The following is a 25,687-nucleotide window of genomic DNA, read 5'->3' on the forward strand; positions in this document are numbered from 1 at the left end:
ACGTGGCACTTTCACCAGAGGAAGAAATCGAGGAAACAGAAGAAGACGAAGAGGTGGAAACCTCGACGACGTATCGAATAGATGTTGAAACTGGCAGACTGAGTGAAACCATTTCAGGCATTGAAGCAATTCGTCAATTCGTTTATATGACACTCAGGACAGAGCGGTATGCATATCCTATCTACAGCCACGACATTGGCACTGAAATCCAGGAGCTATTGACGGATACAGAAGCCACGGATGAATACAAAGAAATGGAGATTCCGAGACTGCTAGAGGAAGCATTGATTGTCGACGAACGGATTGATCATATTGAAGAATTAGAGGTCACAAAGCAAAATGACTCGTTTCATGTCAAGCTAGCTATTGTCACAGATGAAGGCACATTAGAAATAGAGGAGGTGATGGAGGGCGATGTTTGAGGAACAAACGTATGAAGCATTGATAGAAAGAATGCTGGACAGATTGCCAGATGACATAGATAAAAGAGAAAACAGCGTCATTTGGAATGCCTTGGCACCTGCTGCCGCTGAATTAGCCCAGTCCTATATTTGGCTTGATCAAGTATTCGAGCTGGTCTTTGCAGATACAGCACAAGGAGAGTTTCTAGATCGGCGGGCTGCTGAAGTAGGAATTGAAAGAAAACCAGCGACTAAAGCGATTTGGTCCGCAGCTATTCAGCCGGAGGATATCAACATCCCAGCTGGTTCACGGTTTTTTATTGAAGACGTCTATTTCCAATATTCGAAAGAAGGCACGCTAGAATGCGAGACACCTGGCAAGATCGGCAATGGTCAATTAACAGATCAGCCGCTGCTTTCACTTGATACAATCCCAGGGCTTGAATCGATTATCATGAAAGATTTGGTGATACCCGGACAAGAGGAAGAAGATGACGCTTCGTTATACGATCGTTACTTAATACGTGCTAGGCGGGAGGCTGTCAGTGCCAACAAGGCGCATTATAAAAAATGGGCTGAGGAAGTGACAGGGGTTGGCAGAGCGAAAGTATTCCCGCTTTGGAATGGAGAAGGAACGGTCAAAATTGTCATCACAGACGGCAATCTAGATGTTGCATCAGATCTTCTTGTTAAAAGAGTACAGGAATATATTGACCCAGTGCCAGGCGAAGGAGAAGGACAAGCGCCTATCGGTTCAAAAGCAACCGTCGAAAGCGCCAAATGGCTGGATATTGACATAGAAGTAGCCGTCGAACTTCAAATGGACTGGACCCTTGAAGGAGCGCAGAAAGAAATAGAAGAAAAGGTCAAAGCGCTGTTGAAATCAATCGCATTTGAAAAGAGTACCATTCGAATGTCCGCCTTAAATGACATTCTGTACCATTCAGAAAGTGTATCAGATTATGCAAACGTGTTATTGAATGGGGAATCGAAAAACTTAGTGTTACAGGACATTGAGATACCGCGTCTGAGGCAGGTGAAGGTTATTGAGCAAACAGGATGAAATGAAAAACTACTTGCCGCCATATTTTACAGCGATTTATGAAGTAGATCATCTACTCAAAACAGAAGCACCGGAGTTTGAGCAATTGGATGAATCCATTTTCGATTTAACGGATCAGTTCTTCCCTTTAACTGCGACATGGGGATTGAATAGATGGGAAAGAATGCTGAAGGTGCAGCGAGAATCAGATGACTCCATTGAACTTCGCAGGGCACGCTTACTCAATATGATGTCAAACATTCCACCGATCACGTATCTTTCATTAGAGAAATCGGTGAATCGCTTTCTCAAAAATCCAAGTGCCATCATCCGTCTCACCACCAATCGCTATCATTTCGCCTTACGTGTGAACCTAGATGACCTGCAAAACACTAGATATATTGTAGAAATACTTGAAACGTTAAAGCCGGCTCATTTGGCTTATACGTTCACTGCTTTTCAACATACCGATGTACATGAAAAAAATGACCATCACGGGAGGCTCACACTGCGAAGCAGAGTGGGTTTTTTCGATCATATCCCGATTTTACTGAATGGTGAATTTGTATTAAATGGTACGTTTTATCTTAGCGGGACAAGAGGTTCAACCGATGTACCTGCTCGTTTCCGGCATTCGTTGAAGATGAGAATGCCGCTTCAGCATAAGTCAGAAACCACATATCGCATGAATTATGTCATGACTGGAGCGTTAAATGAAAAAGGGCAAAAAGCGGCACTGACTTTACGCACAAAGAACCAGCTGTCACATCAAACCAAAAAGAAGATGACGTTCCGATTGCCAGTACATGTCCAAACTGAACAGCGCGGCAGCTTACTGATTAAGGATCATTACTGGATTCTCGATGGATCTGTTCCGCTGGACGGATCAAAAATGCTAGCAGCAACTTCTCAAAAAATAGAGCTATAAGGAGGATCACAATGGCTGATCAATTAACCGTAACAACACTATATGCACGTCAACAAATGGCAAAGGCAAGAGCAGAAGGAACAAAACTCACAAAAGTCGTCAAAATGGCATTTGGAAATGGTGGGACGAAGGATGGGAAACCAATTTCACTAGACGGAACTGAACAAAAACTCAAAAAAGAACTAGTCCAAAAAGAGATTGATTCGTTTACCTTCATGGAACCAGCAAAAATCCGCTACACTTGCACGATCGCCGAAGGAGAACTTGCAGGAGAAGTCATCAACGAACTAGCACTTGTCGACGAAACCGGCAAATTCACCGCCATCCGCACCATGACAGACAAACAAAAAGACGGCGACATCGAATTTGTTTTTGAGATTGATGATATTTATTAAAGGAGGGGAATGAAATGGACATCAAATCACCTTTACCGTTTGAAACCTCTGACAAAGCACATGCCAACTTATTTAACCGGATGGTCGACACACTAGTAGAGAATGACAATGCGCTCAGCCAACAGATAGAGGGAATCACCAATGAAAGCTTATTTAAACTAACAGGCGATCAAGCCATTCAAGATGCATCAGTCAGCGGTGAGGAATATCCAATTGGCATTTCGTTCATGGATATTGGACAAGCGAATGATACTGGATATCCTACGAGATTTGGCTTTGTGAAAAATGAAAAATATAGTAACTTTCGATTTGTTCAATATTACTATGGGACTGGAAACGAAGCGGGCAGTTATTTTGATAGCACAGGTACATGGTGCCGTCATTGGTGGACGGGGTCTGGCTGGACTGAATGGCACAAAATCTCTGGGTTCTGTCATGCCAACATAGGTACAACTGGGAAGCAGTTATTAACCAAAGGAGAGTATCAAAAAGTCCTTTTTAATCGAAAAATAAAAGACAGTCATAACAATTTTGATATCAAAAATAATCGTTTCATCTGCCCTGAGAGCGGAATGTATTCAGTGAATGCAGGTGTTTATATTGAAAGCTTTCAACGATACGCAAACTTTGAATTATCGATCTACTTAAATGGAAGAAGATATAAAAATATTGCACATGAAAGACAAAGTCCAACAAGCCCATCTGATACGTTGAGCTTAAGTATGGGACTTTATGGTACTGCCAATGTACCGGCTAATAAAGGGGACTATTTAGAAATGTACCTATATGTAGGATATGACGGAGATGTTAGCCGTTATGTATCTGAAAATTCAGGCTGGTATAACTATTTCGACATCACAGAAATAGGCGGCAGAAATTTCTCGAGAGTATAGGAGGATTCTATGATTTTATATGAAGCTATTAAATATAAATACCCCGATGCGGACCCGCAAAAGGATTTTGAACTTAGAAATGACGGCGACGGTTCGTATATAAACGAGTGGCATTTAGATGTGCCAAAGCCAACGGCAGAAGAATTGAAAGAATGGTGGGAGGAATCTCAAATCAATCCAATGTATCAACCACCTCTTCCGCTAGATTATCTAGCACAAGAAGTAGCCAAAGAAAAGCTAATGAGAAAACAGCTTGAACATCAATGTGATCATCTAACAAACGAACTAAAAGCGTTAAAAAATGAGATCCTTTTATATAAAGGAGAGAGTGAATCATGAATTATTGGGTAATGGCATTATATTTTCAATGGGTGACCCCTGAATTGGTCAAACAAGCAGTGGAACTAGGTGATTGTTCAATGGAAGATCTAAATACAGGATACGAGCAAAGGATGCTCACTCTAGAGCAGCTGCAAGAAATTAAACCAAGCTTCAAAGAAAGGGAGTGAAAACTAAATGGAAATAAAAGAACCCAAACCTTTTGAGATAAATGATAAAGCACATGCCGATTTATTTAATGACATGGTCAAAGTACTTCTTGAAAATGATCATGGATTAATAGAGCAGTTCTTGAAACATACAAATGATGCGAGAGTACACGCATCTGATACAGAAAAGAAGAAATGGAATCAAGCCCAGCTATATAAATTGACAAATGATAACGGATCCCAGTTAATCAATATCCCAGCTGGCGGCAGCATTTATAACGGGATTAAATCGTTGGGTGCCTGCTCTTTCTATGCCCCAGGGGGTTCTGGAGTAGTCGATTCTCCTGCTATAGGTAATGCTGCATTAAGAGGCTTTCAGCTAGTAGGTCAAAATAATATCGGCGTAGGAATCGCAATTGACACATCAAGCAATGTATTTTGTTTTTCCTATCATGAGAATGACATTGCGATCAATTGGCTGCAAATGCCTACTCAAAATGAAAAAAATAAATGGGACGCAGGACAATTATCTAAAATTACCGCTGACGATGGAAAAGCATACGAAAGAATTAATGCAAACGATCCTAGTATTTTAGATAAACTCATCAAATTACCGGGCGTGCATTCTTGGTATATCCACGAAGCACATCCTGATTTGCCCACAAGAAGTTCTATGAGAGCTTTATCAGTCTTTAGTGAAAATACCTATGGCTGGATTATTGGGGCAAACAATACAGGTGATGTGTACATCAATCGATCCACGACAGATGTTACCGGTACTCAGCAAGAATGGAGCGGATGGAAGAGGTTGAATGAGCATTCGTTATTGAAGGCGAATGGAAATAGAATGCTTATCCCTACTGGTACAGATATATTAACGCTGCCATCTGGCTTTTATTATGTCTCTGGAACGAACGCAGTGAATATGCCATCAACGACCGATGCTTCGTGGTTTAATGTAGATATTATAGAAACGGGAAATAACCGCAAAACATTTCATGTTAGTCGAAGCTACGATAATAGCCATTGGTACGGAACTACTCATACAGATGGGGTTTTCAGAGGATGGAAACAGCTAATGACAAATGCTGAGTTTGAAAATGTCACGTGGCTTAGTGTTACCTTAGATAAAAGTTCATCTATAGGGGATAGAGCAGTTGAATATGTGAAATGGGGAAATTTATTATTGCTGAGAGGCCACCTAAAAGCAAATAGAGAAGTCATTTGTGGATGGATTCCAGCTGCGGGTTTACCGGAGAAAGGTCTTGTAGTATCAGTTCCAGTATCAGGTACAACAGGTCATAGTAAATTACTTATATATAAGACAGGAGAGCTAAAGTTAACTGGGTTACTAGCAGCAAATGACAGTGCGGTAACTGGCTACTATTTAGACACAGTCATCCCATTAAATTAAGGAAGTGATAAAAATGATACAAGCCTATGAATACAACCATAAATATGAATTGGTCAGACCTATAGAAGTGTTCGAGAGGGATGATGAAGGAAATTATGTTATTCCAGATCAATGCACAACAATTGCACCACCCAATAATCCTTCTTTTTATAAAGCTGCATTTGATGTGGAAAAACAGCAATGGTATGAATCAGCGACACAGGAGTATATAGATAGCCTAAAACCAGCCCCTCTCCCGCCAAGTGATATAGAACTTTTAAAGAAACAAAATGCTTTATTATCAAAACAATTAACGCAGCTATTGGCTATGCAAAAAGGGGGGGCTTCAGAATGATCTTTCCAACTGTAGCAGATATTAAACAATTTTGGGACTGGCAGTGTTACGGTCCAGAGGACATTGCATTTTATGTAAGCGTTGGCTGGATCTCGGCAGATGACTATCAAGACATAACAGGAGAAAAATACGAAGCCTAATGGCTTTATTTTTTTCCAGAAAGAAGGTGATTCCAATTGAAGTAGATGTCGTCCAAAACTTAATGACACAAGGCCCGTTTGCCGTTCTCTTTTGCTGGATTCTGTTTTATGTTCTCAATACAACAAAAGAACGTGAAAATAAGCTCAATGAGCAAATCGAGGCGCAAAATGAAGTGTTAGCAAAGTTTAGTGAGAAGTATGACGTCGTGATCGATAAACTCGACAAAATTGAACGGAATTTAAAATAGGAGGTAAAAATCATGAAAACATTCGACAAAGGCACTGTGATTCGCACAGTGCTTCTTTTTATTGCACTCATCAATCAAACGCTTGTCATGTTTGGACAGACGGTGCTGCCGATTAGTGAGGAGCAAGTACAAACCGCCGGTGAGGCACTATATGTAGCAGGTTCCACCATTTTTACGATGGTTACAGCCGTTATCGCTTGGTTTAAAAACAATTATGTGACCTACAAAGGTCAATTACAAAAAGATACCCTGAAACAAAGAGGGCTAACAAAATAATAGTTGAAGGAGAAACAATATGGTCAATATCATTCAAGCCTACATTCCAAAACACAACCGCAACAGACCAAGAAATAGGATGAAGCCTCTCTATATTACGGTGCATAATACCTCTAACACTGCAAAAGGTGCAAATGCGGGAAGTCACGCTGCGTTTGTTGCACGTTCAAGTACTGGGGTCAGCTGGCATTACACTGTCGACGATCAGGTCATTTATCAGCATTTACCATTAAACGAAAACGGCTGGCACGCAGGGGATGGCAGAGGCGATGGCAATATGAAATCAATCGGAATTGAAATTTGTGAAAATACAGACGGCAACTTTGAACAAGCAGTCGAAAATGCTCAATGGCTCATTCGGAAACTGATGGGCGATTTGGGGATTCCTTTATCAAATGTAGTGCCCCATAAACATTGGAGCGGGAAAGAATGTCCAAGGAAACTGCTCGGACGATGGGATCAATTTAAAGCTGGAATAGCCACAGCTCATACCGGCAGCAAAAGCACAAGAAAGCCAGTCCGAACAGAAAGCTTGAGCCACAAAGCACCCGTAACCAAACAGAAATCGTCAAATCTGCCATCTGGCATTTTAAAAATAACCAAGCCCTTAACAAAAGGATCTCAAGTGACAGCCGTGCAAAAAGCCTTATCTTCCCTCTATTTTTACCCAGACAAAGGAGCAAAAAACAATGGGATTGATGGCTATTATGGACCGAAAACAGCGAATGCCGTTAAGCGATTCCAGCTCATGAACGGCTTAGCGGCAGACGGGATTTGCGGACCAAAGACGAAGAACAAAATGGAACAATTGCTGAAAAAGTGATCATTCATAAAGTGCTATCAGCAGGTGAAGGGATTTTTCCTTGCTGATAGCTAATAAAAAATGACATCATTTGTGATATAATCGACCGAATCTATCATAAGGGGAGAGTAAAATGAAAAAGGAACTGTTCCAAGTCATCATGCTGTCAGTGCTGCTCATCTATTTCATTTATCACGGAATGACGAGCGATTTCCCTGTGTCTTACACAATCATTCTCATCACGGCTTATCTCTCTGTGATCGCGTACCGGATCATAAAGATATTAAGGTTAAGAAAAAACAAAGAACAAACACAACTGTAAGAAATATATACATAAAAAAACCATCCTTGATTTCTCAAGAATGGTTTTTCGTATGGAGCATAGCGGGATCGAACCGCTGACCTCTACGCTGCCAGCGTAGCGCTCTCCCAGCTGAGCTAATGCCCCGGGATGTTTCAACAAATATTATTATATTTAATTCCCTCTTAGAATACAAGGGGGAAGGCTATTTTTTTATTTTTGATGAGAAATCTCTCAATTTTGTATTATGCCATTATTTTTAACCTTGGGGACGACTTGGGGACGGAAATTTCCTATCTCTGATTTTGTGTTTCTCAGATGTTTAGGATCAAACTTGTTAAAGTGATTCGCTGTACTCTTTTTCATTTCATCTGTTACATGGCCATATATATCAGATGTTGTTCTGGCACTAGCGTGTCCTGCACGTCTTTGTATAGCACTAATGCTTTCACCAGCTTCCATCAATAAAGCAACCATAGTGTGACGTAGATCATGTAAACGGTATTTTTTATTTTATACTTTTGTGTAATGCGGTTCCATTTGGTAGTTGGAGTTGTAAAGTAATAAGGCTTTCCAAATCTACTATGAAAAATGTATTGGTGATCTCCACCCTCCCAGGCATCATTTAGCTTTTCCTTTTCTCTTTTCCACATATGATAATAAAGAGACAATTCATTCATATACCAATCCGGCATCTGTACAAACCGTTTTGAACTTTTAGACTTAGGGTCTTTCACATGCGGTTTACCTTGAATTGTTATTGAAAGTGAACGATTAATTTTAAATCCACCAGCATCCCAATCAACATCTAAATGCCATTCAAGTGCAAGACCTTCTCCTCGTCTCAATCCTCCTATCATCGTTGCTAAAAAATAAAGTCTCCATTTAATATCAACTTCTTCATATAGAATCTTAATACATTGAGCAGCTTCATCAGCTTCAAAATAGTTCATTTCCTTCTTCTCATTGACTGGCAAGGGCAATCCCTTCATTGGATCAATCTTGATAATCTTCCATTCTTCACCTGCGGTTTTAAAAACCACCTGTAGTAATTTAAAAATATCTAATATTGTTCTTTCTCCTAACCCCCCTGGCTTACCATCGGCTGCCCTAGGCGGCTTTTTTAATAACAAAAACAAATTTAGGAAGTAGATGAGCGTGACAATCAAAATGAAAAAGAAAATGGTCTCATCCAGCAGATACAGTTTGAAATGTCCGAATAAAATGAACGCAGAATACATCACGATCCACAACACAGCTAATGACGCATCAGCTGAACGAGAGATTAACTATATGATCAATAACACCAGTTCAACGAGCTATCATTTTGCGGTGGATGATAAAGAAGTGATCCAAGCGATCCCGTTAGACCGCCATGCTTGGCATTCAGGTGATGGCACAAACGGAACCGGCCCGGCAGCCGCAAGTTGGTGTTGAGATTTGTTATAGCAAGTCCGGTGGTGCTAGATACAAGGCTGCGGAAAAGCTGGCCATTAAATTCGTGGCGCAGTTACTTAAAGAGCGAGGATGGAGTGTTGATCGAGTACGTAAACACCAAGATTGGAATGGAAAGAATTGTCCACACCGAATTTTATCCGAGGGTAGATGGAACTCATTTAAAGCAGCTATTGAAAAAGAGTTGAAAGCGCTAGGTGGAAAAACTTCAGCTTCTAAGGCTAAAAAACATCATCACCAACAACACCTAAGAAAAACGCATTCTAAGAAGGCGGACAAGCTTCCAACAGGCATCTTTAAGGTAAAAGCACCATTAATGAAAGGAGATGTTGTAAAGCGAATTCAAGAAGCTTTAGCGGCACTCTATTTTTATCCAGACAAAGGGGCAAAAAACAACGGCATTGATGGCTATTACGGCGTAAAAACTGCCGATGCGGTCAAACGATTCCAGTTGATGCATGGTCTTGTGGCTGACGATATTTATGGACCTAAGACGAGAGCGGAAATCCAGGCATTATTGACGTAAGAAAAAAACTTCATATCAAAATATATCCCCTTATCAGCCTGAAAATTTTGGGCATGTTTGTTTCACTATCAAAAAAGGGGATATCTCGATATGAAGGGCTATTTCTTCGCTCCTTTATATTACATTTATTTATTTTGATTAGCATTCAAATTTTTGTTATTTTTTCGTTGTTATTTTTTCTCAAAAAAATGGTAGCGAGACTAACCCCTAAACCTAAAAGAGACACCCATCATCCCTCTATTTTTTTTGCCAGTTAGAAGGGGTTGTTTTCTCGCGGTAAAAGAGTTGTTATCCACTTTAAATTATTCACCTTAGACACTTCCTAAAAAAATTTTGTTTCGATACTTAGTTTTCGCAAAGGCCGAATTGATATGCTGAAATTTTTATGATGTGTTTATAAAAACATTCAGAAACGGAACGAATTAAAGCGAATATATTGGACAAACTTATAGGGATTAAAAAGAAGAGAGGAAGGTGGAAATGAATAAAAAATGGCTGCAAATAATAACTACGTTGTTTCTATCCAGTTTAATATTAATTGGCTGTAATTTCGGTCAAGATAATAATAACAATACTCCAGATGTTGATAAGAACGATCAAAATAATAACGATAACAACGTCCCAGGTGTTGATGAGAACGATACTATCAATAAAGATGATGAAAAAGATAATGATCCCGATCCTGAAGATCCGGTTGAGGATCCTGAAGATACCGATAAAGATAAAAAAGATGAGTAAGGAAACTACACGTGTATAAAAAAGCTTCAAACGGTTTTTGTTTTGTTTGGAAATCGTATTCTTGCTAGAATCCTCCTTCATTTCCATTAACTACCTTTCATCTTTTTGATGAAAATTAAAAATATAAAGGATGTTAACTAATTTTGAAGGAGGATTTTTTTATAACTAAGAATAATCAGCGGTAAAAGGGAAGCAAAAACAAAAACATACGGAATTGCTTGGAAAAAACATTACGGATGAGCTTTCACAAGAACTTGAAAGCCTTCAGCAGCAGCTTGCTAAATTAAAACAAAATGTATCCCAATTAAGATAGCCTCAACAACAAAGTGGCCAAGTTCAGCAAGGTTCTCAATCTCAACAGCAAATGCACCAAACAGATCAACAAATACAGCAAAATATCCAATAAGCTGTCCAACAGCTTAATCAAGCTCTTCGAGGTATCAGGCCATGAACCAAATGAGTCAAGCGTTTCAACAGGCTCAACAATCATTTAATCAACAAGGTCAACAAAACCAACAATTCCAACCTCCGTTACAGTTACAATAGAGACAACGTGTTGATGCATGAGCCTTCTGCAGATGGTATCTACAGAACGAAAACAAAAGCGAAGCTAGAAAAGCTATTAAAGTAAGAAAAACCCTCTCTTTTTATAAGGGAGGGATTTTTCTTGATTTTGAAGAGGGTACTATTTACCAAATTTAAAGACATGAGGAAAATAAAATACTAATTTAGTACGAAAATTCAGTTAACTGCGGAAAAATATTGATATTTATTCCAATTCTGTGGTATTTAATTATTATTAAGATTATATTAAAAGGAGATGAAAAAATGAACAAATTTTTCTTGGCGCTGTTTTTATCTGTATTTACTTCTATTAGCATTGTTTCAACAGCAAATGCAGCAGTAATCGATCATGACAAGGTTGTTGGTTTTAGTGAGGTGACGCCTACAACTGTTACTCAAAAAGCGGCGAAGCGTTTTCAACCATATTTAAAGGTCTATAGCGGTTGTGTGCCTTTTCCTGCAGTAGATGCGCAAGGTAATACAAATGGTGGATTAAAGCCCACTGGAGCACCTGAAGGACGTTGCAGCAAAAATACTGGACAAGTATATTCGCGATCTGCATGGTACAATGGAGTTTGGGCAATTATGTATTCTTGGTATTTTCCTAAAGATGAAGCATCTCCAAGCTTAGGTCACAGACATGACTGGGAAGGAATCGTTGTATGGATTGATAATCCAGCAAATCAAAATCCAAAAGTCTTATCAATTGCATATTCTGGACATGGAAAATTCACAAATGTAGCACCAAGCGGAACCAACATGAAAGATGGCACTCATCCTTTGATTGCCTATGACAGCACGTGGCCGATCAACCATGAATTGATGATGAGCGACCGTGTTGTAGGCGGAACTCAACCGTTAATCGGATGGGATGATTTAACTCCTGCGGCAAGGAATGCATTAAACACAACAAATTTTGGTAAAGCGAATGTTCCTTTTAATAATGCTAACTTTAACAATAATTTAAGAAAAGCATGGTTTAGATAGAATGGATTCGATACTGTTTTACAGAGTTATTATGTTAAAGCCCCTGTCCTTAATGGATAGGGGCTTTTTTTGTCTTTATTCAGTTCGATGCTTCATTTTATGGATAGTATTGAACGAAAGTTCAACAGCGATAAAGACGACAAAGAATATACCTATCCAACTGATTAAATCAACCCAAATATTGTCCATATTAATGACACCCACACTGTTTAAAAATGCTTGAATGACAAATGAAATCAACGCAGTAATAAAAACGTAAAGAAACCAATTAGTCTTTTTCAACTGCAACACTTCCTCTCAAACTCAAAGAATTAAAGGAATTTACAAATGTACTTAGTTGTTTTGTTCTCATTTTTGTAACGTTTACAAAATTCGTGACCGCCCATGTCTAGGAGCTTTTTGCCTAGCCAAGCTAGACCCGCACCAGCCAATACTTTAGCTGCCCATATCAATAAAGGAGCAACCATAGTTGTAACTTACCTTTTTGTTGTGCAGCTAATTGATCTTGATTCACTTTTTCGGCGTCATTACCATCTAATGACTCTAAATGATTTTTGATTTCTAATGAAATATCCTTTGGTAATCCAGCATTGATAACTTTAGATTCATCAAAAGAAAAGGATTTAACTTCTTCATTATATGCAGTAGCTTCAAAAATAGCCTGTGCAATTCTGCGGGTCCCATCGTTCTTTTGCTGAAGCCTGACCAAAAGCAGATGAGATGCCAAGAGTCATAATAAGTATTAATACCAGTGTAAGTTTTACATTGAGCTTACACAATAAACCGTTCATACTATACATCATCCCCTAAAAGTATTGACCTACACCTGTATGGTAACAATTAACAGGTGATATTTTCCATACTTTATATAAAAATGGTAAAAACGTACTAAATAAAAGTCTCGCCAATTGTGACGAGACTGTGAAGTGATTCTTACTTGGCTATTCTCTCTTTTCTTCATCTTATTTTTCAAATTCTTTAACCATTTTAGGTTTTTTGTTGAGAAATAACTTTGAAAGTTAAAAATATGTTGTATAATAAAAAATTAAGAATATTTGTCATTAGATTACAGGTTCGGAGGTTAAGGTAGTGTCCCAATACAAATTTGAAATAGATAAACTAAAATCATTGGGTGTGTTGGACGCACCTGAGAACACAGAGTGGATAGCATACATAGATGAATCAGGATGTGCCGGTATAAATTTCGATAAGGAATCGAGTAAATATTTAGCATATGGAATTGTTCTAATAAAGAAGAGCTACCGCTCTCAAGCAAGGCATATAATTAATGATGCCAGAAAAACTTTTAATCTTCCTTATAAAAAATTAAAAGAGTTTAAGTACAATTATTAATAAATAGAGGAGTATTTATGAAGTTAAATGAGTTTGCAATTGGACAGAAGTTCGAAACTAAGTCATTCAAATTAACAAAGGAAGATATTAAGAGATTTGCAGGAGAATTTGATCCTCAATATATGCATTTGGATGAGGAAAAAGCAAATCAGGGAAGATTTAATGGAATCATTGCTTCTGGAATACAAACGCTAGCTATTTCATTTAAGCTCTGGATTGAACAAGGAGCCTATGGTGATGATGTCATTGCTGGAACACAGATGAATAATATAAATTTTATCAAACCAGTGTATCCAGATGATGAATTACATACTATTGTTGAGGTTATTGATAAAAGAGAAAAGAAAAATAAAACAGGCATTCTCACTGTATTGTTATCTACATTTAACGATAAAGAAGAAAAAGTTTTTGAGGGTGATTTATCTGTATTGATAAAACGATAAGGATTAATATCTTAAATTCATTAGTCATATGGGGCTCCTTTGCAGGAGCTCTTTTTTTGTTCTATTTGCGGTATCTTTTCGGTGCTTTGTAAATTCCTGTATGTAATAATATATGTAATATAAGGTGAATTTGTGGAAGGGGAGTAAGGGATGGAGAAAGTTCTTTCTTCACATGTTGGTGTGAAAATAAATGAATGGTATAAAATGATCCGGCAATTCAGCGTTCCAGATGCAGAGATTTTGAAAGCAGAAGTTGAATGGGAAATAGATAGAATGGAAGAGGATCAGGATCTTCTAATCTATCTATTATCAATTGATGTGCTTTCGCCATCAACTTATGCTTGATTATATAAACCCTTCATTTGATCAATCGGTTTCCGCCCTAGTCGATAAAATTGAGAATTCTAACCATCAACTTTCTGGAATGCTACAATACTATAATGCCTTTTTTAGAGGTATGTATGAGTTCAGTAAGAAAGAATATGTACAGGCCATTCAATATTATAAGATTGCTGAGAGGCAGCTGGCACTTGTTGTAGATGAAATTGAACAAGCAGAATTTCATTTTAAAGTTGCAGAAGCATACTACATCATGAAACAGACCCACGTTTCTATGCACCATATTATAAAAGCCCTAGAAATTTATGATCGTTATGATCTTTATAAGGTGAGGAAAATTCAAAGTCTATTTGTGATCGCAGGAAATTATGATGATTTTAAACGATATGAGAAGTCGCTCCCCCACTTACATAAAGCACTAGAACTTGCTGAAGAAATTGATGATCAAAGATTAATCGCTAAAACTTATTTGAATCTTGGAAATACGTATGACAGGCAACAGGATTATAGTAAGGCTGCTTCCTTCTATAAAAAAGGGCTAGATAAGATGAGTGAAAACAATGAAGATATAAAACCAAGATTATTTTTTAGTTTAAGTTGGACCTTGTTTAAAAGTGATAAAACAAGAGAAGCGCTTGAAAATATCGCTAAAGGAATAAAAAGTGCAACAGCCGAAAACAATCTGTTTTATAAAACATTGCTCAATTCATTAAAGACGATTTATATCGATGAAGGTTTTGAAAATGTCCGAAAAATGTTTAAAGGGTTAGAGGAAAAGAAGTTGTATCCTTATATTGAAGAGTTTGCTTTAAGCCTTGCAAATCTCTATGAGAAAAGGAATGATTCGGAGAGGGTAGCAGATTATTATAGAACCGCCATAGAAGCTCAAACCGAAATCCAAAAAGGAGAGTGTTTATATGAATATTAAAATGAAGATATTGATTAGCGCCGCTTTATTGGTAGGTGCTGCTTGTCTGGGTTCTCTTAATTACTCACAAGAATCAACTGATCGAAATACCACTGTATTTCCTCAAAAAACTGATCGAAACACAACGATGATCGATCCAAATTCAACATTTAAAAACTAATAGACAAAATTAAAACAGACCCTGCATGGTCTGTTTTTTTATGGGGACGGATTGGGGACCAACCCTTTCAGTTTTTTTCAGAAATGAAAATTTTTATTCAGAAAGGCTCATCATAGAACCTTATTATATCAGTCTATTTCAGAGAACGTCTGTTTGCTTCGGGTGATGTCGTTCACCCTGCCAGCGTAGCGCTCTCCCAGCTGAGCTAACGCCCCGAAGTATGACGACATAATTTTATTATAATCAATCCTCCTGTAAAATTCAAGCTGTAATACGCAAACATATCGCCTATTTATCTTTCTGATCAATCGGAATATAGTCGAAGATCTCCCCTGATTGTACAGAGTCCGCTAAGCGTCTCAGCCAGTCATAATAGGCTTTCGAGCTTTCAAGCTGTTCAAGAAGCTGCTGCGCTTCCTCTCTTACATGTTCCTCCAACTGATCATCACTAGCAACCTCTTGAAGCCGCTCTTGCGCTTCTTCAATCGCCGCTAAATTGACCTCGACCTCCCGTTCCCATTTTTGCGGAAAGAAGTTCGTGAAAAACTTAAAGAAGTCTTTTTCAGCAACAAAGCTGTGTTTTCTTCGGCCCCGGTGAAACGTCTTTTTGACAATATTCATATCTTGCAGTTTTTTCACACCCGTACTCATACTGGGCTTGCTCATTTGCAGCTCTTCACGCATTTCATCGAGCGTCATTTCCTCATTTAAATACATGGTCCCATAGAGAATACCTGCACTTCGTGTAATGCCATAGAGATCCATCGTTTCAGCTATGGAGTCAATGACTAGATCTTTAGCAGCTAAAATACGATCTTCTGCTTGTGGCTGTTCCTGCTTTTTCATCTTGTCCCTGCTTTCTATTAAGAGAATTCAATACGTTCAAAAAAATCTTTATGGACTATATGTTAACGAAAGAATACAAAATGTCAAAATAAATGAAGCCTATCTCCCTTTGACAGAAAAATTTGAACATGATAAGTTAATTATGTTCAAAACGTTAAATTTTTATTTAACAAACTTACCAAAGAGAATCAGAGGAGGTTCCTTCTATGAGTCAAACACTATTTATAGATGGACAATGGGTTGGCGCCAAAAGTGGCGACACACGGGATATCATCAATCCATTTAATCAAGAAGTGATCGCGACAGTCAGCGAAGGATCAAGAAATGATGCGCAGCTAGCCATCAAAGCAGCGAGAAAAGCCTTCGATCAAGGGGACTGGGCAAACCAGCCTGGATTTGAAAGAGGAAATATGGTGTTTAAGATTGCTGAGTTGATTAGACGTGATCTTGATGAACTAGCCAAATTGGAATCGCTTGATACTGGTAAAACATTAGAGGAAAGCAAAGCAGATATGGACGATATTGCGAACGTGTTCCAATATTACGCAGGTCTGGCTGACAAAGATGGCGGGGAAATCATTGCGTCACCAATCCCGAACTCAAAAAGTGAATTAGTCAGAGAGCCAGTCGGTGTATGCGGGCAAATCACTCCTTGGAACTATCCATTGCTTCAAGCAAGCTGGAAAATCGCTCCTGCTCTTGCAGCGGGGAACACAATCGTTTTAAAACCAAGTGAAATTACACCACTCACCACGATCAAAATATTCAAACTCATGGAAGAAGCAGGCATTCCAGCAGGAGTTGCAAACCTAGTCCTTGGACCAGGGGCAACGGTTGGCGATGAGCTTGCTGTGAATGAACATGTAGATTTGATTTCATTTACAGGCGGTATTGAAACAGGCAAGAAAATCATGCAGGGAGCCAGTGGGAATGTGAAGAAAATCGCCCTTGAGCTCGGCGGGAAAAATCCAAATATTGTGTTTCAAGATGCTGATTTAGACGTAGCGGTTGACCAGGCAATGAATGCTGTGTTTTTCCATGCAGGGCAAGTATGTTCAGCAGGTTCACGTTTGCTAGTGGAAGAATCCATTCATGATGAATTTTTAGAAGAATTGGTGAAGCGTACGAAAAAAATCAAGCTAGGCAACGGCTTTGATGAAGAAACCAAAAGCGGGCCGCTCATCTCAGCTGAGCATCGAGAAAAAGTAGAGAAATACGTCAGCATTGGGTTAGATGAAGGCGCAAGATTAGAAACAGGCGGAAAAAGACCTGACACAGAGGAGCTTTCAAATGGGTTCTTCTACTTGCCAACGATTTTCTCAGGCTGTACGTCAGAGATGCGGATTGTCCAAGAAGAAGTCTTTGGCCCAGTATTGACAGTCGAATCCTTCCGAACAGAGGAAGAAGTGATCGAGCTGGCAAATGATACGATTTATGGATTAGCAGGAGCTGTGTGGTCTTCTGATATTGGAAAAGCCGAAAGAGTGGCTCGTCAATTAAGATTAGGCACAGTTTGGATCAATGATTTCCATCCTTATTTCGCTCAAGCACCTTGGGGTGGATATAAGCAGTCAGGTCTTGGACGTGAATTAGGGCGTACCGGACTTGAGGAATATACGGAACTGAAGCATGTATATCGAAATACGAGACCTGAAGCGGTTCATTGGTTTAAATAAATATCACACATTTGGAGGAGATTCTATATGACATTAAATATGAAAATTGAAAGCATGCAGAAATTCCACACATTTGAAATCCCGACTGTCATCAAACATGGCATCGGTGCAGTGAAACATGTTGGGGAAGAAGTGAAAGCATACGGTGTCTCGAAGGTATTGCTTGTAACAGACCCTGGTATTTATCAAGCGGGCGTAGTAGACCCAGTGGTTGCTTCATTAAAAGAAGCACAAATCGATGTGATCCTATTTGATAAAGTAGAGCCAAACCCGCCAGTTCGTTTAGTGAATGAAGGATCTGCGTTATATGAAAAAGAAGGCTGTAATGGATTAGTCGCTGTAGGCGGCGGAAGCTCAATGGATACAGCGAAGGCAATCGGAGTAGAGGTGACTCATAAAGGCTCAGTCCTTGATTACGAAGCGGCAGAGGGAAAAAAACCGCTTGAAAACAGAATCCCACCTTTAACCACCATTCCGACCACGGCTGGTACAGGTTCAGAAGTTACGCAGTGGGCAGTAATTACGGATGAAGAAAGAGAATTTAAATTCAACACAGGTGGACCACTCATTGCAGCTCACCTCACAGTGATTGACCCAGAGCTTCATGTATCCATGCCTCCTCATGTGACAGCAATGACTGGAATTGATGCGCTTGCTCACGCTATCGAATGCTATACGATGAAATTTGCTCAGCCTATTACAGATGCGGTAGCGCTCATGGCCATTGAATATGCTGCTCATTATATCCGCCGTGCTTTTGCTGATGGTGCGGACCTAGAAGCGAGATATGGAATGGCACAAGCTGCAATGCTTGCCGGGCTTTCTTATGGAAGCGAGTCAGCTGGAGCTGCGCATGCGATGAGTCAAACACTCGGAGGCATTATTCCTGTAGCGCATGGCCAGTGTGTAGCAGCAATGATGGGACCGGTGATGGAGTATAACTGGAAAGGGTATCCGGAAAAATTCGCTCGTATTGCGCAAGCGTTCGGCATTGATACAAGCAGAATGTCTACAGAGGAAGCAGCAAAAGCTGCTGTGAACTGGATGTATGATTTAGTGGAAGATCTAGAAGTTCCTTCATTAGAAGAACAAGGTGTATCAAAAGATATGATTGACCGTTTATCTAAAGAAGCAATGAAAGATCCGCAAACAATTGGAAACCCAAGAGATCTAAATGAAAAAGCGTACAACTGGATTTATGCTCGCTGTTTTGATCTAACACCGAAAACAGTGTAACAATGAAAAAAGGCTCCCAAAAGGGAGTCTTCTTTATGTCTTATAGCTGTTCTTTAATTTCTTTGATTTGATGAATATGACGTTTTTCGTGTGCGCCGATAAAATCAAGATATTGCTTAAGGGATAACTCTTCAAACACAGGGTGCGCAATGACACGTTTGAAATCTTCCTCAGTAAACGTTGATAAAATTTGATTGAGCTGTTCACGTGCTGTATCGAGCTCATCCTTTAAATGTGTAGGTGTCACATGCTTGCGTTCAGGCTCAACAATACTAGGCGCAGTGGCTTTTCTAGAACGGTCCTCTGCCATTTCCACCGGCTTTGGCTCATATTCCTTGATCGGTGCTTTTTTTCCCTCAGCAGCTAGATGTTTGGCTGCCATGAGGTCCATCTTCTTTAAGTGATCTGCCACCTCTTGAATACTCCAAGTATCATCAGATAATTTTTGATTCAATTGTTCTTCGTTCAAACCTTGCAGCTTTTGCCACAATTCTTGTCTTGCCTCATGTAATAAACTCATTTTCATCACCTCAAGATCAAATTTTAACATAGTGGTACATGACAATCATTCTTGAGCTATCGGGGAATTCCTGTGAAGAATTGTGAGGAAATTTGAAACCTTTACAAAAGTGGTTCGTATTACCTGTTAGAAGGAATACATTGGAGGTGAGCATGGTCTAAATGAAACAAAGGCTGTTCATTTCATGAAGAAAGGGTGAGGAAGATGGATGTGTTCGGGCTGCCGCTTGAGACGCTGTATTTATACATATTGATGATATCAGGAATCCTGACACTAGTTTTCGTCTTTTTCGGCGATGTATTTGATGGATTGTTTGAAGCGATTCCTGTTTCATTCCTTCAACCAACATTGATCCTCGCATTTCTTACCTTTTTCTCGGCTGGAGGGTTTATCTCTGAAAAAACAGCAATTGTAGGGAGTGGACTTGGCGCAGTATTATCTGCCATCCTCGCAGTGGTCCTTGTGACCTGTTTGAATGTATTTGTCTTAGTCCCGCTTTCCTCTGCTGAAGAATCTCTTTCATATACAGAGGCCGACTTAAAAGGAAGAACTGGGGAGATCATTGTATCTGTTCCAAAAGACGGGTTTGGAGAAGTGCTGTTAATTAGTAATAGCGGGAAAATCTCAAAGCCTGCCGTCAGTTTCGACGAAGAGGAGATTCCATATGGAACCCGGGTGCTGGTCGTCGAAGTGAACAAAGGCGTCTTATCAGTTATACCAAATGAAGAAATCTAGGAGGGAATGCTATGCCAGGAACAACCATTTTGATTATCATTGGAATTGTGCTTGTGATTCTTATTGCACTTATTGGTGTATTTGTTTCGAAATACCGGACAGCAGGTCCAGATGAAGCGTTAATTGTCACAGGAAGTTACCTAGGAAGTAAAAATGTCCACGTGGATGAAGGTGGAAACAAGATTAAGATTGTAAGAGGCGGAGGTACCTTTGTGCTACCTGTTTTTCAACAAGCAGAGCCGCTCAGCTTACTATCTAGCAAGCTAGATGTTTCAACGCCTGAAGTCTATACCGAACAAGGTGTACCGGTCATGGCGGACGGAACGGCCATCATTAAAATTGGCGGATCGATTGAAGAAATTGCTACTGCAGCAGAGCAATTTTTAGGTAAAACAAAAGAAGACCGCGAAAACGAAGCGAGAGAAGTACTAGAAGGACACCTTCGCTCCATCTTAGGATCAATGACAGTCGAAGAGATTTATAAAAACAGAGAAAAATTTTCTCAAGAAGTACAGCGTGTCGCTTCTCAAGATTTAGCGAAAATGGGCCTCGTCATTGTGTCGTTCACGATCAAAGATGTCCGTGATAAAAATGGCTATTTAGAATCACTAGGTAAACCTAGAATTGCCCAAGTGAAACGCGATGCAGATATTGCAACAGCTGAAGCAGATAAAGAAACACGTATCAAACGTGCCGAAGCAGATAAAGATGCGAAGAAATCTGAGCTTGAGCGTGCTACTGAAATCGCTGAAGCAGAAAAGATCAATGAGCTGAAAAGAGCAGAATTCAGACGTGAACAGGATACAGCGAAAGCAAGTGCCGACCAAGCGTACGATCTTGAAACAGCTCGTAACCGTCAGCACGTAACTGAACAAGAAATGCAAGTGAAAATCATTGAACGTCAGAAGCAAATTGAATTAGAAGAAAAAGAGATCCAGCGTCGTGAGCGTCAATACGATTCTGAAGTGAAAAAGAAAGCAGATGCGGATCGTTATGCTGTTGAGCAGTCAGCTGCGGCGGAAAAAGCGAAACGCCTCGCTGAAGCAGATGCCAAGAAATACAGCATTGAAGCAATGGCAAAGGCAGAAGCTGAGAAAGTCCGAATTGACGGGCTTGCCAAAGCGGAAGCTGATCGTGCGAAAGGGGAAACCGAAGCAGAAGTCATTAGACTGAAAGGACTTGCGGAAGCCGAAGCCAAAGAGAAAATCGCTGAAGCATTCGAACAGTATGGTCAGGCAGCAATCCTTGATATGATTGTGAAAATGCTTCCTGAATATGCGAAGCAAGTATCTGCACCACTTTCTAACATTGATAAAATTACTGTTGTGGATACGGGAGGTAACGGCGAAGGCAGCGGTGCCAATAAAGTCACTGGCTATGCTACAAACCTCATGTCCAGTCTGCAAGAAAGCCTGAAAGCATCCTCTGGAATTGATGTCAAAGAAATTATTGAGAACTTTTCCGGCAAAGGCAATGTGAAGCAAAGCATTCAGGAACTAACGAATGAAATCAAACAACCAAGAAAAAAAGAGATCGCTGATCATCAAATAGAAGAATAAAATGAATAGACACCTTCCATCAGAAGGTGTCTCAGCGTGTAGACAAACCCTTGCATTCGTTGTCAGTCCTGCGCGCTGGTGCTCACGAATGTCTAATTCGCTCCGCGCCAGTACTCGTCCTTCCTAGACTTCAAAGGTTTTCTATCACGCTGAATAGAAGACAAAGGGCTAAAATAAAACCCATTTTAGCCCTTTGTCAACAACCAGAGACACCTTCCATCAGAAGGTGTTTATTTGGCATGCGCCTGATATGGATTCCTCTTTACATATGAAGAAAGATTCACGAGAATACCAGCAGATATCATCATGAACACTAGGGAGGAGCCGCCATAGCTAATAAAGGGAAGCGGAATGCCTGTGATCGGAAGAAGGCCAAAGACAGCGCCTAAATTAAAGACTGCTTGGAGCATGATTTGAAACGTGAGCCCGATCGTTAACAGCTTTCCAAAAGGGTCGTGTAAAGCCTGCACAATTCGCATAGCGCGATACATGATGAGTAGATATGCACCAATCACAAACAAAATCCCCATGATTCCCAGCTCTTCACTGATGATGGCCATGATAAAATCCGTATGGGCTTCAGGAAGAAAGCCTAGCTTTTGAATGCTCCCGCCTAAGCCATTCCCTGTCAGCCCGCCTGAATCCATCGCGAGATACGAATGAATCAGCTGATATCCATCTCCATCTTCATACTGAAAAGGATCACGAAAAGAAGTCAGCCTCTTCAAACGGTAAGGAGCTGTCACTGCAAAAAAAGTGATACCTGCTGCCGCAGTCGATCCTAGCAAAATGAGATGGTGCGTTTTCAGCCCAGCGCATAATAAAATGATGCCGCAGCTTAATAAAATAGACACAGCTGTGCCTAAATCAGGCTGCTTTAAGATCAACAAAAAAACAAGACCTAAAAGAATGAGTGGCGGCAGTACGCCTTTTTTAAAAGATGTAATGTACGCCTGTTTTTTCGCGTACACATAGGCAAAATAGATAACCATCACTAGTTTCACAGCTTCAGAAGGTTGGAGCATGAGAGAGCCCAACTGAACCCAGCGCTGGGAATTGTTTTTGACAACACCGATTCCAGGAAGCAGGACTAGGATCAGGCATAACAATGACAGCATAACAAGCCACCGAATCCATTTACGATAAATCTGATAAGGGAACAGAGCGGCAATGAAGAAAAAGAATCCCCCAATCAGGAGCCATTGCCATTGTTTGATGAAGAAATAGCTGCCCTTTTCATACTTCACTTCTCCTAAAGGATAACTCGCACTGTAAACCATCAGTAAACCAAATAAACAGAGGAACACAATCGTTCCAACAAGAATGCGGTCGACTCTTTTGAGATGAGATAGAAGAAATGTCATCATCTTCAATTCCAATTGCGCCCAAACATATAGGATGATGACCTAAGATTGACGCTAAACACGAGGCCAATGGCGATCATGTTGGTCAAAAGCGCACTGCCTCCATAGCTGATAAAAGGAAGCGCGAGTCCCGTCACAGGCATTAAACCGACTGTCATCCCTACGTTTTGGAAAACTTGAAACACGATCAGCCCAACGACTCCCGCACATATGTACAATCCATAAAGCGTATTAGCATGCATAGCCACATGAATGATTCGGTAAATCATCATTAAGTACAAACACATCAAAAGGGAGGCGCCGATAAAACCAAACTCCTCACCAATGACGGCAAATATAAAATCCGTATGCGCTTCAGGGATATTACCTCCTTGTACTTGATGCCCCTGTGTAAAACCGCTTCCTGATAATTGACCTGATCCAATGCCGAGCATCGATTGTTTCAGCTGATACCCGTATGTTGAATCAAATTCATCAGGAGAGAGCCAGCCATAAATGCGATCAAGCTGATGAGGCTTAATGATTTTTGTAAAATGCTCAAAGTGTTCATTGTGCAAGTAGACCAAAAATGCAAGAAGTGCAAGAAAAGTAGCCATTAATGCGGCCATCATCTTGCTAGAAATCCCTGACACAAGCATCAGTGTAAAGGCGATGGATAATATCACTAGCGCTGTCCCTAAATCAGGCTGAATTAAGATGAGGAAAAAAGGGACAACGGTCCAGCAAACGACTTTACTTGTAGGAATGATGCTTTCTTTAAACGAAAATCGCTGATGCTTGTATTGGTTCAAGACAGCCGCAAGCAGCAGGATCACAAAAATTTTCATGAACTCTGATGGCTGAACTTTGATTGAACCGAAGCTGATCCACCTTTGGGATCCGTTTTGACTCGTTCCGAAAAAATGCACAAGAATAATGAGGAAAATACCACCTGCAAATAACCGAAAAGATAAACGCTCAAGCAGTTCATAATCAAAGTATGCAGCAGCTGCCATGAGGCCGAAACCGACGATATACCAGAAAATTTGTCTTTTGACGAAATAAAACATATCTTGCGTTTCATACTGTCCCGATCCGCTATATACAGCTATCAGGCTGATGACAAATAAACAAATCACAGTGAGTAAAAGTGCGAAGTCAATGCTGTACTGTTTTTTCATAGCTTCTTGTCCTGCTACCTATTTGTCAGCTGGTCTATGACAATTTTCACAGCCGCAGCATCATCAATATAACCGATCGGAAAAATATAATCTGGTATTAAGTCAACAGGCATAATGAAATAAAGGAGTGCGCCCCCCATCAGCATTAATTCTCGAGAAGTACCCCGTCCGGTCATAAATAAGCTGTACATGTTTTTCAAATGTTGAAGGAACGGCCCGACGCCGCTTAGCGTCTCCTTCTTTTTCTCAAAATTTGCCGAGATCGTTTCTTTTCCCTCGTTTGTTTGGCTATAGGCTTCGTATTCGTTTAACTTTTGTTTCAATTTGGTCTGACTAAATGTACCGTCGTAGACGTCCTGATCTTTCAGTATTTTTTCGATCTCTTCTGCCGCTTGAATGAACGTATCACCGTGCACCTTTTCGCTTTTGACTGGAAACCCTGCAGCAGTCAATAGTTGATCTAATGATATGTTCAGAGAATCTGAAAGCCGCTGCAGATGATTCAAAGTTGGTTTTCTTTTTCCATTCATGATTCGAGACAGTGTCGCTTTATCAATTCCTGTGTATGTGCTGAGATCTCTTAAAGATAGAGAACGTTGTTGCAATTTTTCCTTTAAGAGCGGCCCAAGCTCAGTTGTCTTAAAATCCATCTTTTACGCCATCCTTTGTATGATGTATCAACTCTTCTATAGAAGAAGTCGTACCCAATATAAAGGTGTGTTGACAAAATGTCAACGCATATCCTTTATTGATTGAATTTTAGGAAATAGGAATTTATCATAATGAAGATAGGGTGAAAACAGTGAGAAGGAGTGGCGCGGATGAAGGTGAGGCATGCTGTACAACAAGATATACCTAAAATCGCCGAGATACATGTGAAAAGCTGGCAGACGACTTATCAAGGCATTATTAATCAGGATTATTTGAATGGTTTAAATATAGAAGATCGAGAAGAGAGCTGGAGAAGAAGGTCGCTTGAAGGTACGTTTGTCGCAGAAGATGAAGAAGGGGTATTTGGTTTTGCTTCTTTTGGAAAACAGCGTGATGAGCGCTATTCAACATATGATGGAGAACTTTACGCGATCTATTTATTGGAAGAGAAACAGAAATCAGGAGCAGGTATCGCTTTAATTGCAGAAGGAGTGAGTTATTTAATAGAGAAAGGGTATCAGAATATAATGCTGTGGGTATTTGAACAAAATTCGGCAAAGCATTTTTATCAAAAGCTTCAACCTCATTTTGTCGTTACCAGCCAGTTCGAGCTGGCTGGCGAGAAGTATAATGAAATAGGGTATGGGTGGGAGCTGCCTGTATTAAATGACCATCTACACCGAATTAAATCGTCAGCTTCCAATAATAATGAGAGAAAAAAGTGAAAAGCACAGCTAGCAGCATATAAGAGATAAGAGGAGAAGCTTCTACTTTTCCTTTTATTC

32 protein-coding genes, 1 tRNA gene and 2 pseudogenes are annotated in these 25,687 nt (G+C 40.0%); 26 read left to right on the forward strand and 9 right to left on the reverse strand.

From position 1 onward, the window contains the following. Positions 1 to 2: 2 nt before the first annotated feature. The 14 genes from ACSSTM_RS16315 (at position 3) to ACSSTM_RS16380 (ending at position 7,683) form a co-directional block, all read left to right on the forward strand. Positions 3 to 422 carry a DUF2634 domain-containing protein gene (locus ACSSTM_RS16315; protein ID WP_420735011.1) on the forward strand — a complete coding sequence of 140 codons (420 nt, stop codon included), beginning with the start codon at positions 3 to 5 and terminating at the stop codon, positions 420 to 422. Continuing rightward, a complete protein-coding gene (locus ACSSTM_RS16320) occupies positions 415 to 1,464 on the forward strand; it encodes a baseplate J/gp47 family protein (RefSeq protein WP_187704109.1) in 1,050 nt (349 codons plus the stop codon). The genes ACSSTM_RS16315 and ACSSTM_RS16320 overlap by 8 nt, the downstream gene beginning before the upstream one ends. Further along, positions 1,448 to 2,371, forward strand: coding sequence for a YmfQ family protein (locus tag ACSSTM_RS16325; RefSeq protein ID WP_420735010.1), 924 nt, complete (start codon positions 1,448 to 1,450; stop codon positions 2,369 to 2,371). The genes ACSSTM_RS16320 and ACSSTM_RS16325 overlap by 17 nt, the downstream gene beginning before the upstream one ends. A gap of 11 nt (positions 2,372 to 2,382) precedes the next feature. Next, positions 2,383 to 2,766, forward strand: a complete 384-nt coding sequence (locus ACSSTM_RS16330) for a phage tail-collar fiber domain-containing protein (protein ID WP_289408319.1) — start codon at positions 2,383 to 2,385, stop codon at positions 2,764 to 2,766. Positions 2,767 to 2,780: 14 nt separating this feature from the next. Further along, positions 2,781 to 3,659, forward strand: coding sequence for a hypothetical protein (locus ACSSTM_RS16335; RefSeq protein WP_095285862.1), 879 nt, complete (start codon positions 2,781 to 2,783; stop codon positions 3,657 to 3,659). A gap of 9 nt (positions 3,660 to 3,668) precedes the next feature. Then, positions 3,669 to 3,998, forward strand: coding sequence for an XkdW family protein (locus tag ACSSTM_RS16340; RefSeq protein ID WP_342689179.1), 330 nt, complete (start codon positions 3,669 to 3,671; stop codon positions 3,996 to 3,998). Beyond that, positions 3,995 to 4,168, forward strand: coding sequence for an XkdX family protein (locus ACSSTM_RS16345; protein ID WP_095285864.1), 174 nt, complete (start codon positions 3,995 to 3,997; stop codon positions 4,166 to 4,168). Before ACSSTM_RS16340 ends, ACSSTM_RS16345 begins: the two co-directional genes overlap by 4 nt. A 7-nt stretch (positions 4,169 to 4,175) precedes the next feature. Then, positions 4,176 to 5,561, forward strand: a complete 1,386-nt coding sequence (locus ACSSTM_RS16350; RefSeq protein ID WP_095285865.1) for a hypothetical protein — start codon at positions 4,176 to 4,178, stop codon at positions 5,559 to 5,561. A 13-nt stretch (positions 5,562 to 5,574) separates the two neighbouring features. After that, positions 5,575 to 5,895 carry a hypothetical protein gene (locus ACSSTM_RS16355; RefSeq protein WP_095285866.1) on the forward strand — a complete coding sequence of 107 codons (321 nt, stop codon included), beginning with the start codon at positions 5,575 to 5,577 and terminating at the stop codon, positions 5,893 to 5,895. Further along, complete coding sequence (locus ACSSTM_RS16360; RefSeq protein WP_170938425.1) at positions 5,892 to 6,035, forward strand: XkdX family protein; 144 nt, start codon at positions 5,892 to 5,894, stop codon at positions 6,033 to 6,035. Before ACSSTM_RS16355 ends, ACSSTM_RS16360 begins: the two co-directional genes overlap by 4 nt. 35 nt (positions 6,036 to 6,070) lie before the next feature. Further along, the gene (locus ACSSTM_RS16365; RefSeq protein WP_034317366.1) at positions 6,071 to 6,283 is read left to right on the forward strand and encodes a BhlA/UviB family holin-like peptide; all 213 of its coding nucleotides are present in this window, start codon (positions 6,071 to 6,073) and stop codon (positions 6,281 to 6,283) included. Between the two features lie 12 nt (positions 6,284 to 6,295). Next, positions 6,296 to 6,559 carry a phage holin gene (locus ACSSTM_RS16370; RefSeq protein WP_034659731.1) on the forward strand — a complete coding sequence of 88 codons (264 nt, stop codon included), beginning with the start codon at positions 6,296 to 6,298 and terminating at the stop codon, positions 6,557 to 6,559. Between the two features lie 19 nt (positions 6,560 to 6,578). Continuing rightward, positions 6,579 to 7,382, forward strand: a complete 804-nt coding sequence (locus ACSSTM_RS16375) for a peptidoglycan recognition protein family protein (RefSeq protein ID WP_437404245.1) — start codon at positions 6,579 to 6,581, stop codon at positions 7,380 to 7,382. A gap of 112 nt (positions 7,383 to 7,494) precedes the next feature. Then, positions 7,495 to 7,683, forward strand: a complete 189-nt coding sequence (locus ACSSTM_RS16380; RefSeq protein ID WP_034659727.1) for a hypothetical protein — start codon at positions 7,495 to 7,497, stop codon at positions 7,681 to 7,683. 53 nt (positions 7,684 to 7,736) lie between these two features. On the opposite strand, the gene ACSSTM_RS16385 is transcribed toward ACSSTM_RS16380, so the two are convergent. The 3 genes from ACSSTM_RS16385 to ACSSTM_RS16395 all read right to left on the reverse strand — a co-directional run bounded on the left by ACSSTM_RS16385 (position 7,737) and on the right by ACSSTM_RS16395 (position 8,795). Further along, a tRNA-Ala gene (locus tag ACSSTM_RS16385) sits at positions 7,737 to 7,809 on the reverse strand. An 87-nt stretch (positions 7,810 to 7,896) separates the two neighbouring features. Continuing rightward, positions 7,897 to 8,139 (reverse strand): hypothetical protein, encoded by a 243-nt coding sequence (locus ACSSTM_RS16390; protein WP_437404246.1) that lies wholly within the window; start codon positions 8,137 to 8,139, stop codon positions 7,897 to 7,899. Then, entirely contained in the window at positions 8,124 to 8,795 is a 672-nt protein-coding gene (locus tag ACSSTM_RS16395) for a hypothetical protein (protein WP_342689175.1), read from the reverse strand. The genes ACSSTM_RS16390 and ACSSTM_RS16395 overlap by 16 nt, the downstream gene beginning before the upstream one ends. A 25-nt stretch (positions 8,796 to 8,820) precedes the next feature. Here ACSSTM_RS16395 and ACSSTM_RS16400 point away from each other — a divergent pair. From ACSSTM_RS16400 to ACSSTM_RS16410, 3 genes and pseudogenes are all read left to right on the forward strand, one after another. Then, positions 8,821 to 9,643, forward strand: a pseudogene (locus ACSSTM_RS16400) (peptidoglycan recognition protein family protein). A 480-nt stretch (positions 9,644 to 10,123) separates the two neighbouring features. Beyond that, a complete protein-coding gene (locus tag ACSSTM_RS16405; protein WP_437404247.1) occupies positions 10,124 to 10,381 on the forward strand; it encodes a hypothetical protein in 258 nt (85 codons plus the stop codon). Between the two features lie 828 nt (positions 10,382 to 11,209). Next, a complete protein-coding gene (locus ACSSTM_RS16410; RefSeq protein ID WP_034659723.1) occupies positions 11,210 to 11,932 on the forward strand; it encodes an NPP1 family protein in 723 nt (240 codons plus the stop codon). Positions 11,933 to 12,380: 448 nt separating this feature from the next. Here the strand turns inward: ACSSTM_RS16410 and ACSSTM_RS16415 are convergent, their stop codons facing one another. Beyond that, positions 12,381 to 12,659 (reverse strand): hypothetical protein, encoded by a 279-nt coding sequence (locus tag ACSSTM_RS16415; RefSeq protein ID WP_034659719.1) that lies wholly within the window; start codon positions 12,657 to 12,659, stop codon positions 12,381 to 12,383. Positions 12,660 to 13,021: 362 nt separating this feature from the next. Here ACSSTM_RS16415 and ACSSTM_RS16420 point away from each other — a divergent pair, with 362 nt between their 5' ends. The 4 genes and pseudogenes from ACSSTM_RS16420 (at position 13,022) to ACSSTM_RS16435 (ending at position 15,155) form a co-directional block, all read left to right on the forward strand. Continuing rightward, a complete protein-coding gene (locus ACSSTM_RS16420) occupies positions 13,022 to 13,285 on the forward strand; it encodes a DUF3800 domain-containing protein (RefSeq protein ID WP_034659718.1) in 264 nt (87 codons plus the stop codon). A 17-nt stretch (positions 13,286 to 13,302) separates the two neighbouring features. Continuing rightward, a complete protein-coding gene (locus ACSSTM_RS16425) occupies positions 13,303 to 13,728 on the forward strand; it encodes a MaoC family dehydratase (protein ID WP_034659716.1) in 426 nt (141 codons plus the stop codon). A 150-nt stretch (positions 13,729 to 13,878) separates the two neighbouring features. Then, positions 13,879 to 14,995 (forward strand): annotated as a pseudogene (locus tag ACSSTM_RS16430) (tetratricopeptide repeat protein). Then, positions 14,985 to 15,155, forward strand: coding sequence for a RapH phosphatase inhibitor (locus tag ACSSTM_RS16435; RefSeq protein ID WP_095285867.1), 171 nt, complete (start codon positions 14,985 to 14,987; stop codon positions 15,153 to 15,155). Before ACSSTM_RS16430 ends, ACSSTM_RS16435 begins: the two are co-directional and overlap by 11 nt. A gap of 288 nt (positions 15,156 to 15,443) precedes the next feature. On the opposite strand, the gene cudC is transcribed toward ACSSTM_RS16435, so the two are convergent. Further along, on the reverse strand, positions 15,444 to 16,001 hold the full coding sequence (gene cudC, locus ACSSTM_RS16440) for a choline uptake/conversion transcriptional regulator CudC (protein WP_034659712.1): 558 nt from the start codon (positions 15,999 to 16,001) through the stop codon (positions 15,444 to 15,446). 206 nt (positions 16,002 to 16,207) lie between these two features. Here cudC and betB point away from each other — a divergent pair, with 206 nt between their 5' ends. Further along, positions 16,208 to 17,677, forward strand: a complete 1,470-nt coding sequence (gene betB / locus ACSSTM_RS16445) for a betaine-aldehyde dehydrogenase (RefSeq protein WP_420735008.1) — start codon at positions 16,208 to 16,210, stop codon at positions 17,675 to 17,677. Positions 17,678 to 17,704: 27 nt separating this feature from the next. Then, positions 17,705 to 18,913, forward strand: coding sequence for an iron-containing alcohol dehydrogenase (locus tag ACSSTM_RS16450; protein WP_095285870.1), 1,209 nt, complete (start codon positions 17,705 to 17,707; stop codon positions 18,911 to 18,913). A 40-nt stretch (positions 18,914 to 18,953) separates the two neighbouring features. Here ACSSTM_RS16450 and ACSSTM_RS16455 read toward each other — a convergent pair whose 3' ends face one another. Further along, positions 18,954 to 19,433 (reverse strand): DinB family protein, encoded by a 480-nt coding sequence (locus ACSSTM_RS16455; protein ID WP_034660675.1) that lies wholly within the window; start codon positions 19,431 to 19,433, stop codon positions 18,954 to 18,956. A gap of 204 nt (positions 19,434 to 19,637) precedes the next feature. On the opposite strand from ACSSTM_RS16455, the gene ACSSTM_RS16460 reads away from it, so the two are divergent. Together ACSSTM_RS16460 and ACSSTM_RS16465 are read left to right on the forward strand one after the other, a co-directional pair. After that, positions 19,638 to 20,168 (forward strand): hypothetical protein, encoded by a 531-nt coding sequence (locus ACSSTM_RS16460; RefSeq protein ID WP_060597128.1) that lies wholly within the window; start codon positions 19,638 to 19,640, stop codon positions 20,166 to 20,168. Positions 20,169 to 20,179: 11 nt separating this feature from the next. Beyond that, positions 20,180 to 21,727, forward strand: coding sequence for a flotillin family protein (locus ACSSTM_RS16465; protein WP_034659707.1), 1,548 nt, complete (start codon positions 20,180 to 20,182; stop codon positions 21,725 to 21,727). 230 nt (positions 21,728 to 21,957) lie between these two features. Here ACSSTM_RS16465 and ftsW read toward each other — a convergent pair whose 3' ends face one another. From ftsW to ACSSTM_RS16480, 3 genes are read right to left on the reverse strand one after another with little or no spacing between them, the layout of a single operon-like run. Next, positions 21,958 to 23,091 (reverse strand): putative lipid II flippase FtsW, encoded by a 1,134-nt coding sequence (ftsW, locus tag ACSSTM_RS16470; RefSeq protein WP_095285876.1) that lies wholly within the window; start codon positions 23,089 to 23,091, stop codon positions 21,958 to 21,960. A gap of 5 nt (positions 23,092 to 23,096) precedes the next feature. After that, positions 23,097 to 24,251 carry a rod shape-determining protein RodA gene (gene rodA, locus ACSSTM_RS16475; protein WP_187704042.1) on the reverse strand — a complete coding sequence of 385 codons (1,155 nt, stop codon included), beginning with the start codon at positions 24,249 to 24,251 and terminating at the stop codon, positions 23,097 to 23,099. A 14-nt stretch (positions 24,252 to 24,265) separates the two neighbouring features. Then, entirely contained in the window at positions 24,266 to 24,901 is a 636-nt protein-coding gene (locus ACSSTM_RS16480) for a helix-turn-helix domain-containing protein (RefSeq protein WP_095285874.1), read from the reverse strand. Positions 24,902 to 25,072: 171 nt separating this feature from the next. Here ACSSTM_RS16480 and ACSSTM_RS16485 point away from each other — a divergent pair, with 171 nt between their 5' ends. After that, positions 25,073 to 25,627 (forward strand): GNAT family N-acetyltransferase, encoded by a 555-nt coding sequence (locus ACSSTM_RS16485; RefSeq protein WP_095285875.1) that lies wholly within the window; start codon positions 25,073 to 25,075, stop codon positions 25,625 to 25,627. Positions 25,628 to 25,687: the final 60 nt, after the last annotated feature.

The organism is Bacillus sp. RK1064, from assembly GCF_051488405.1.
Taxonomy (GTDB): Bacteria; Bacillota; Bacilli; order Bacillales; family Bacillaceae; genus Bacillus.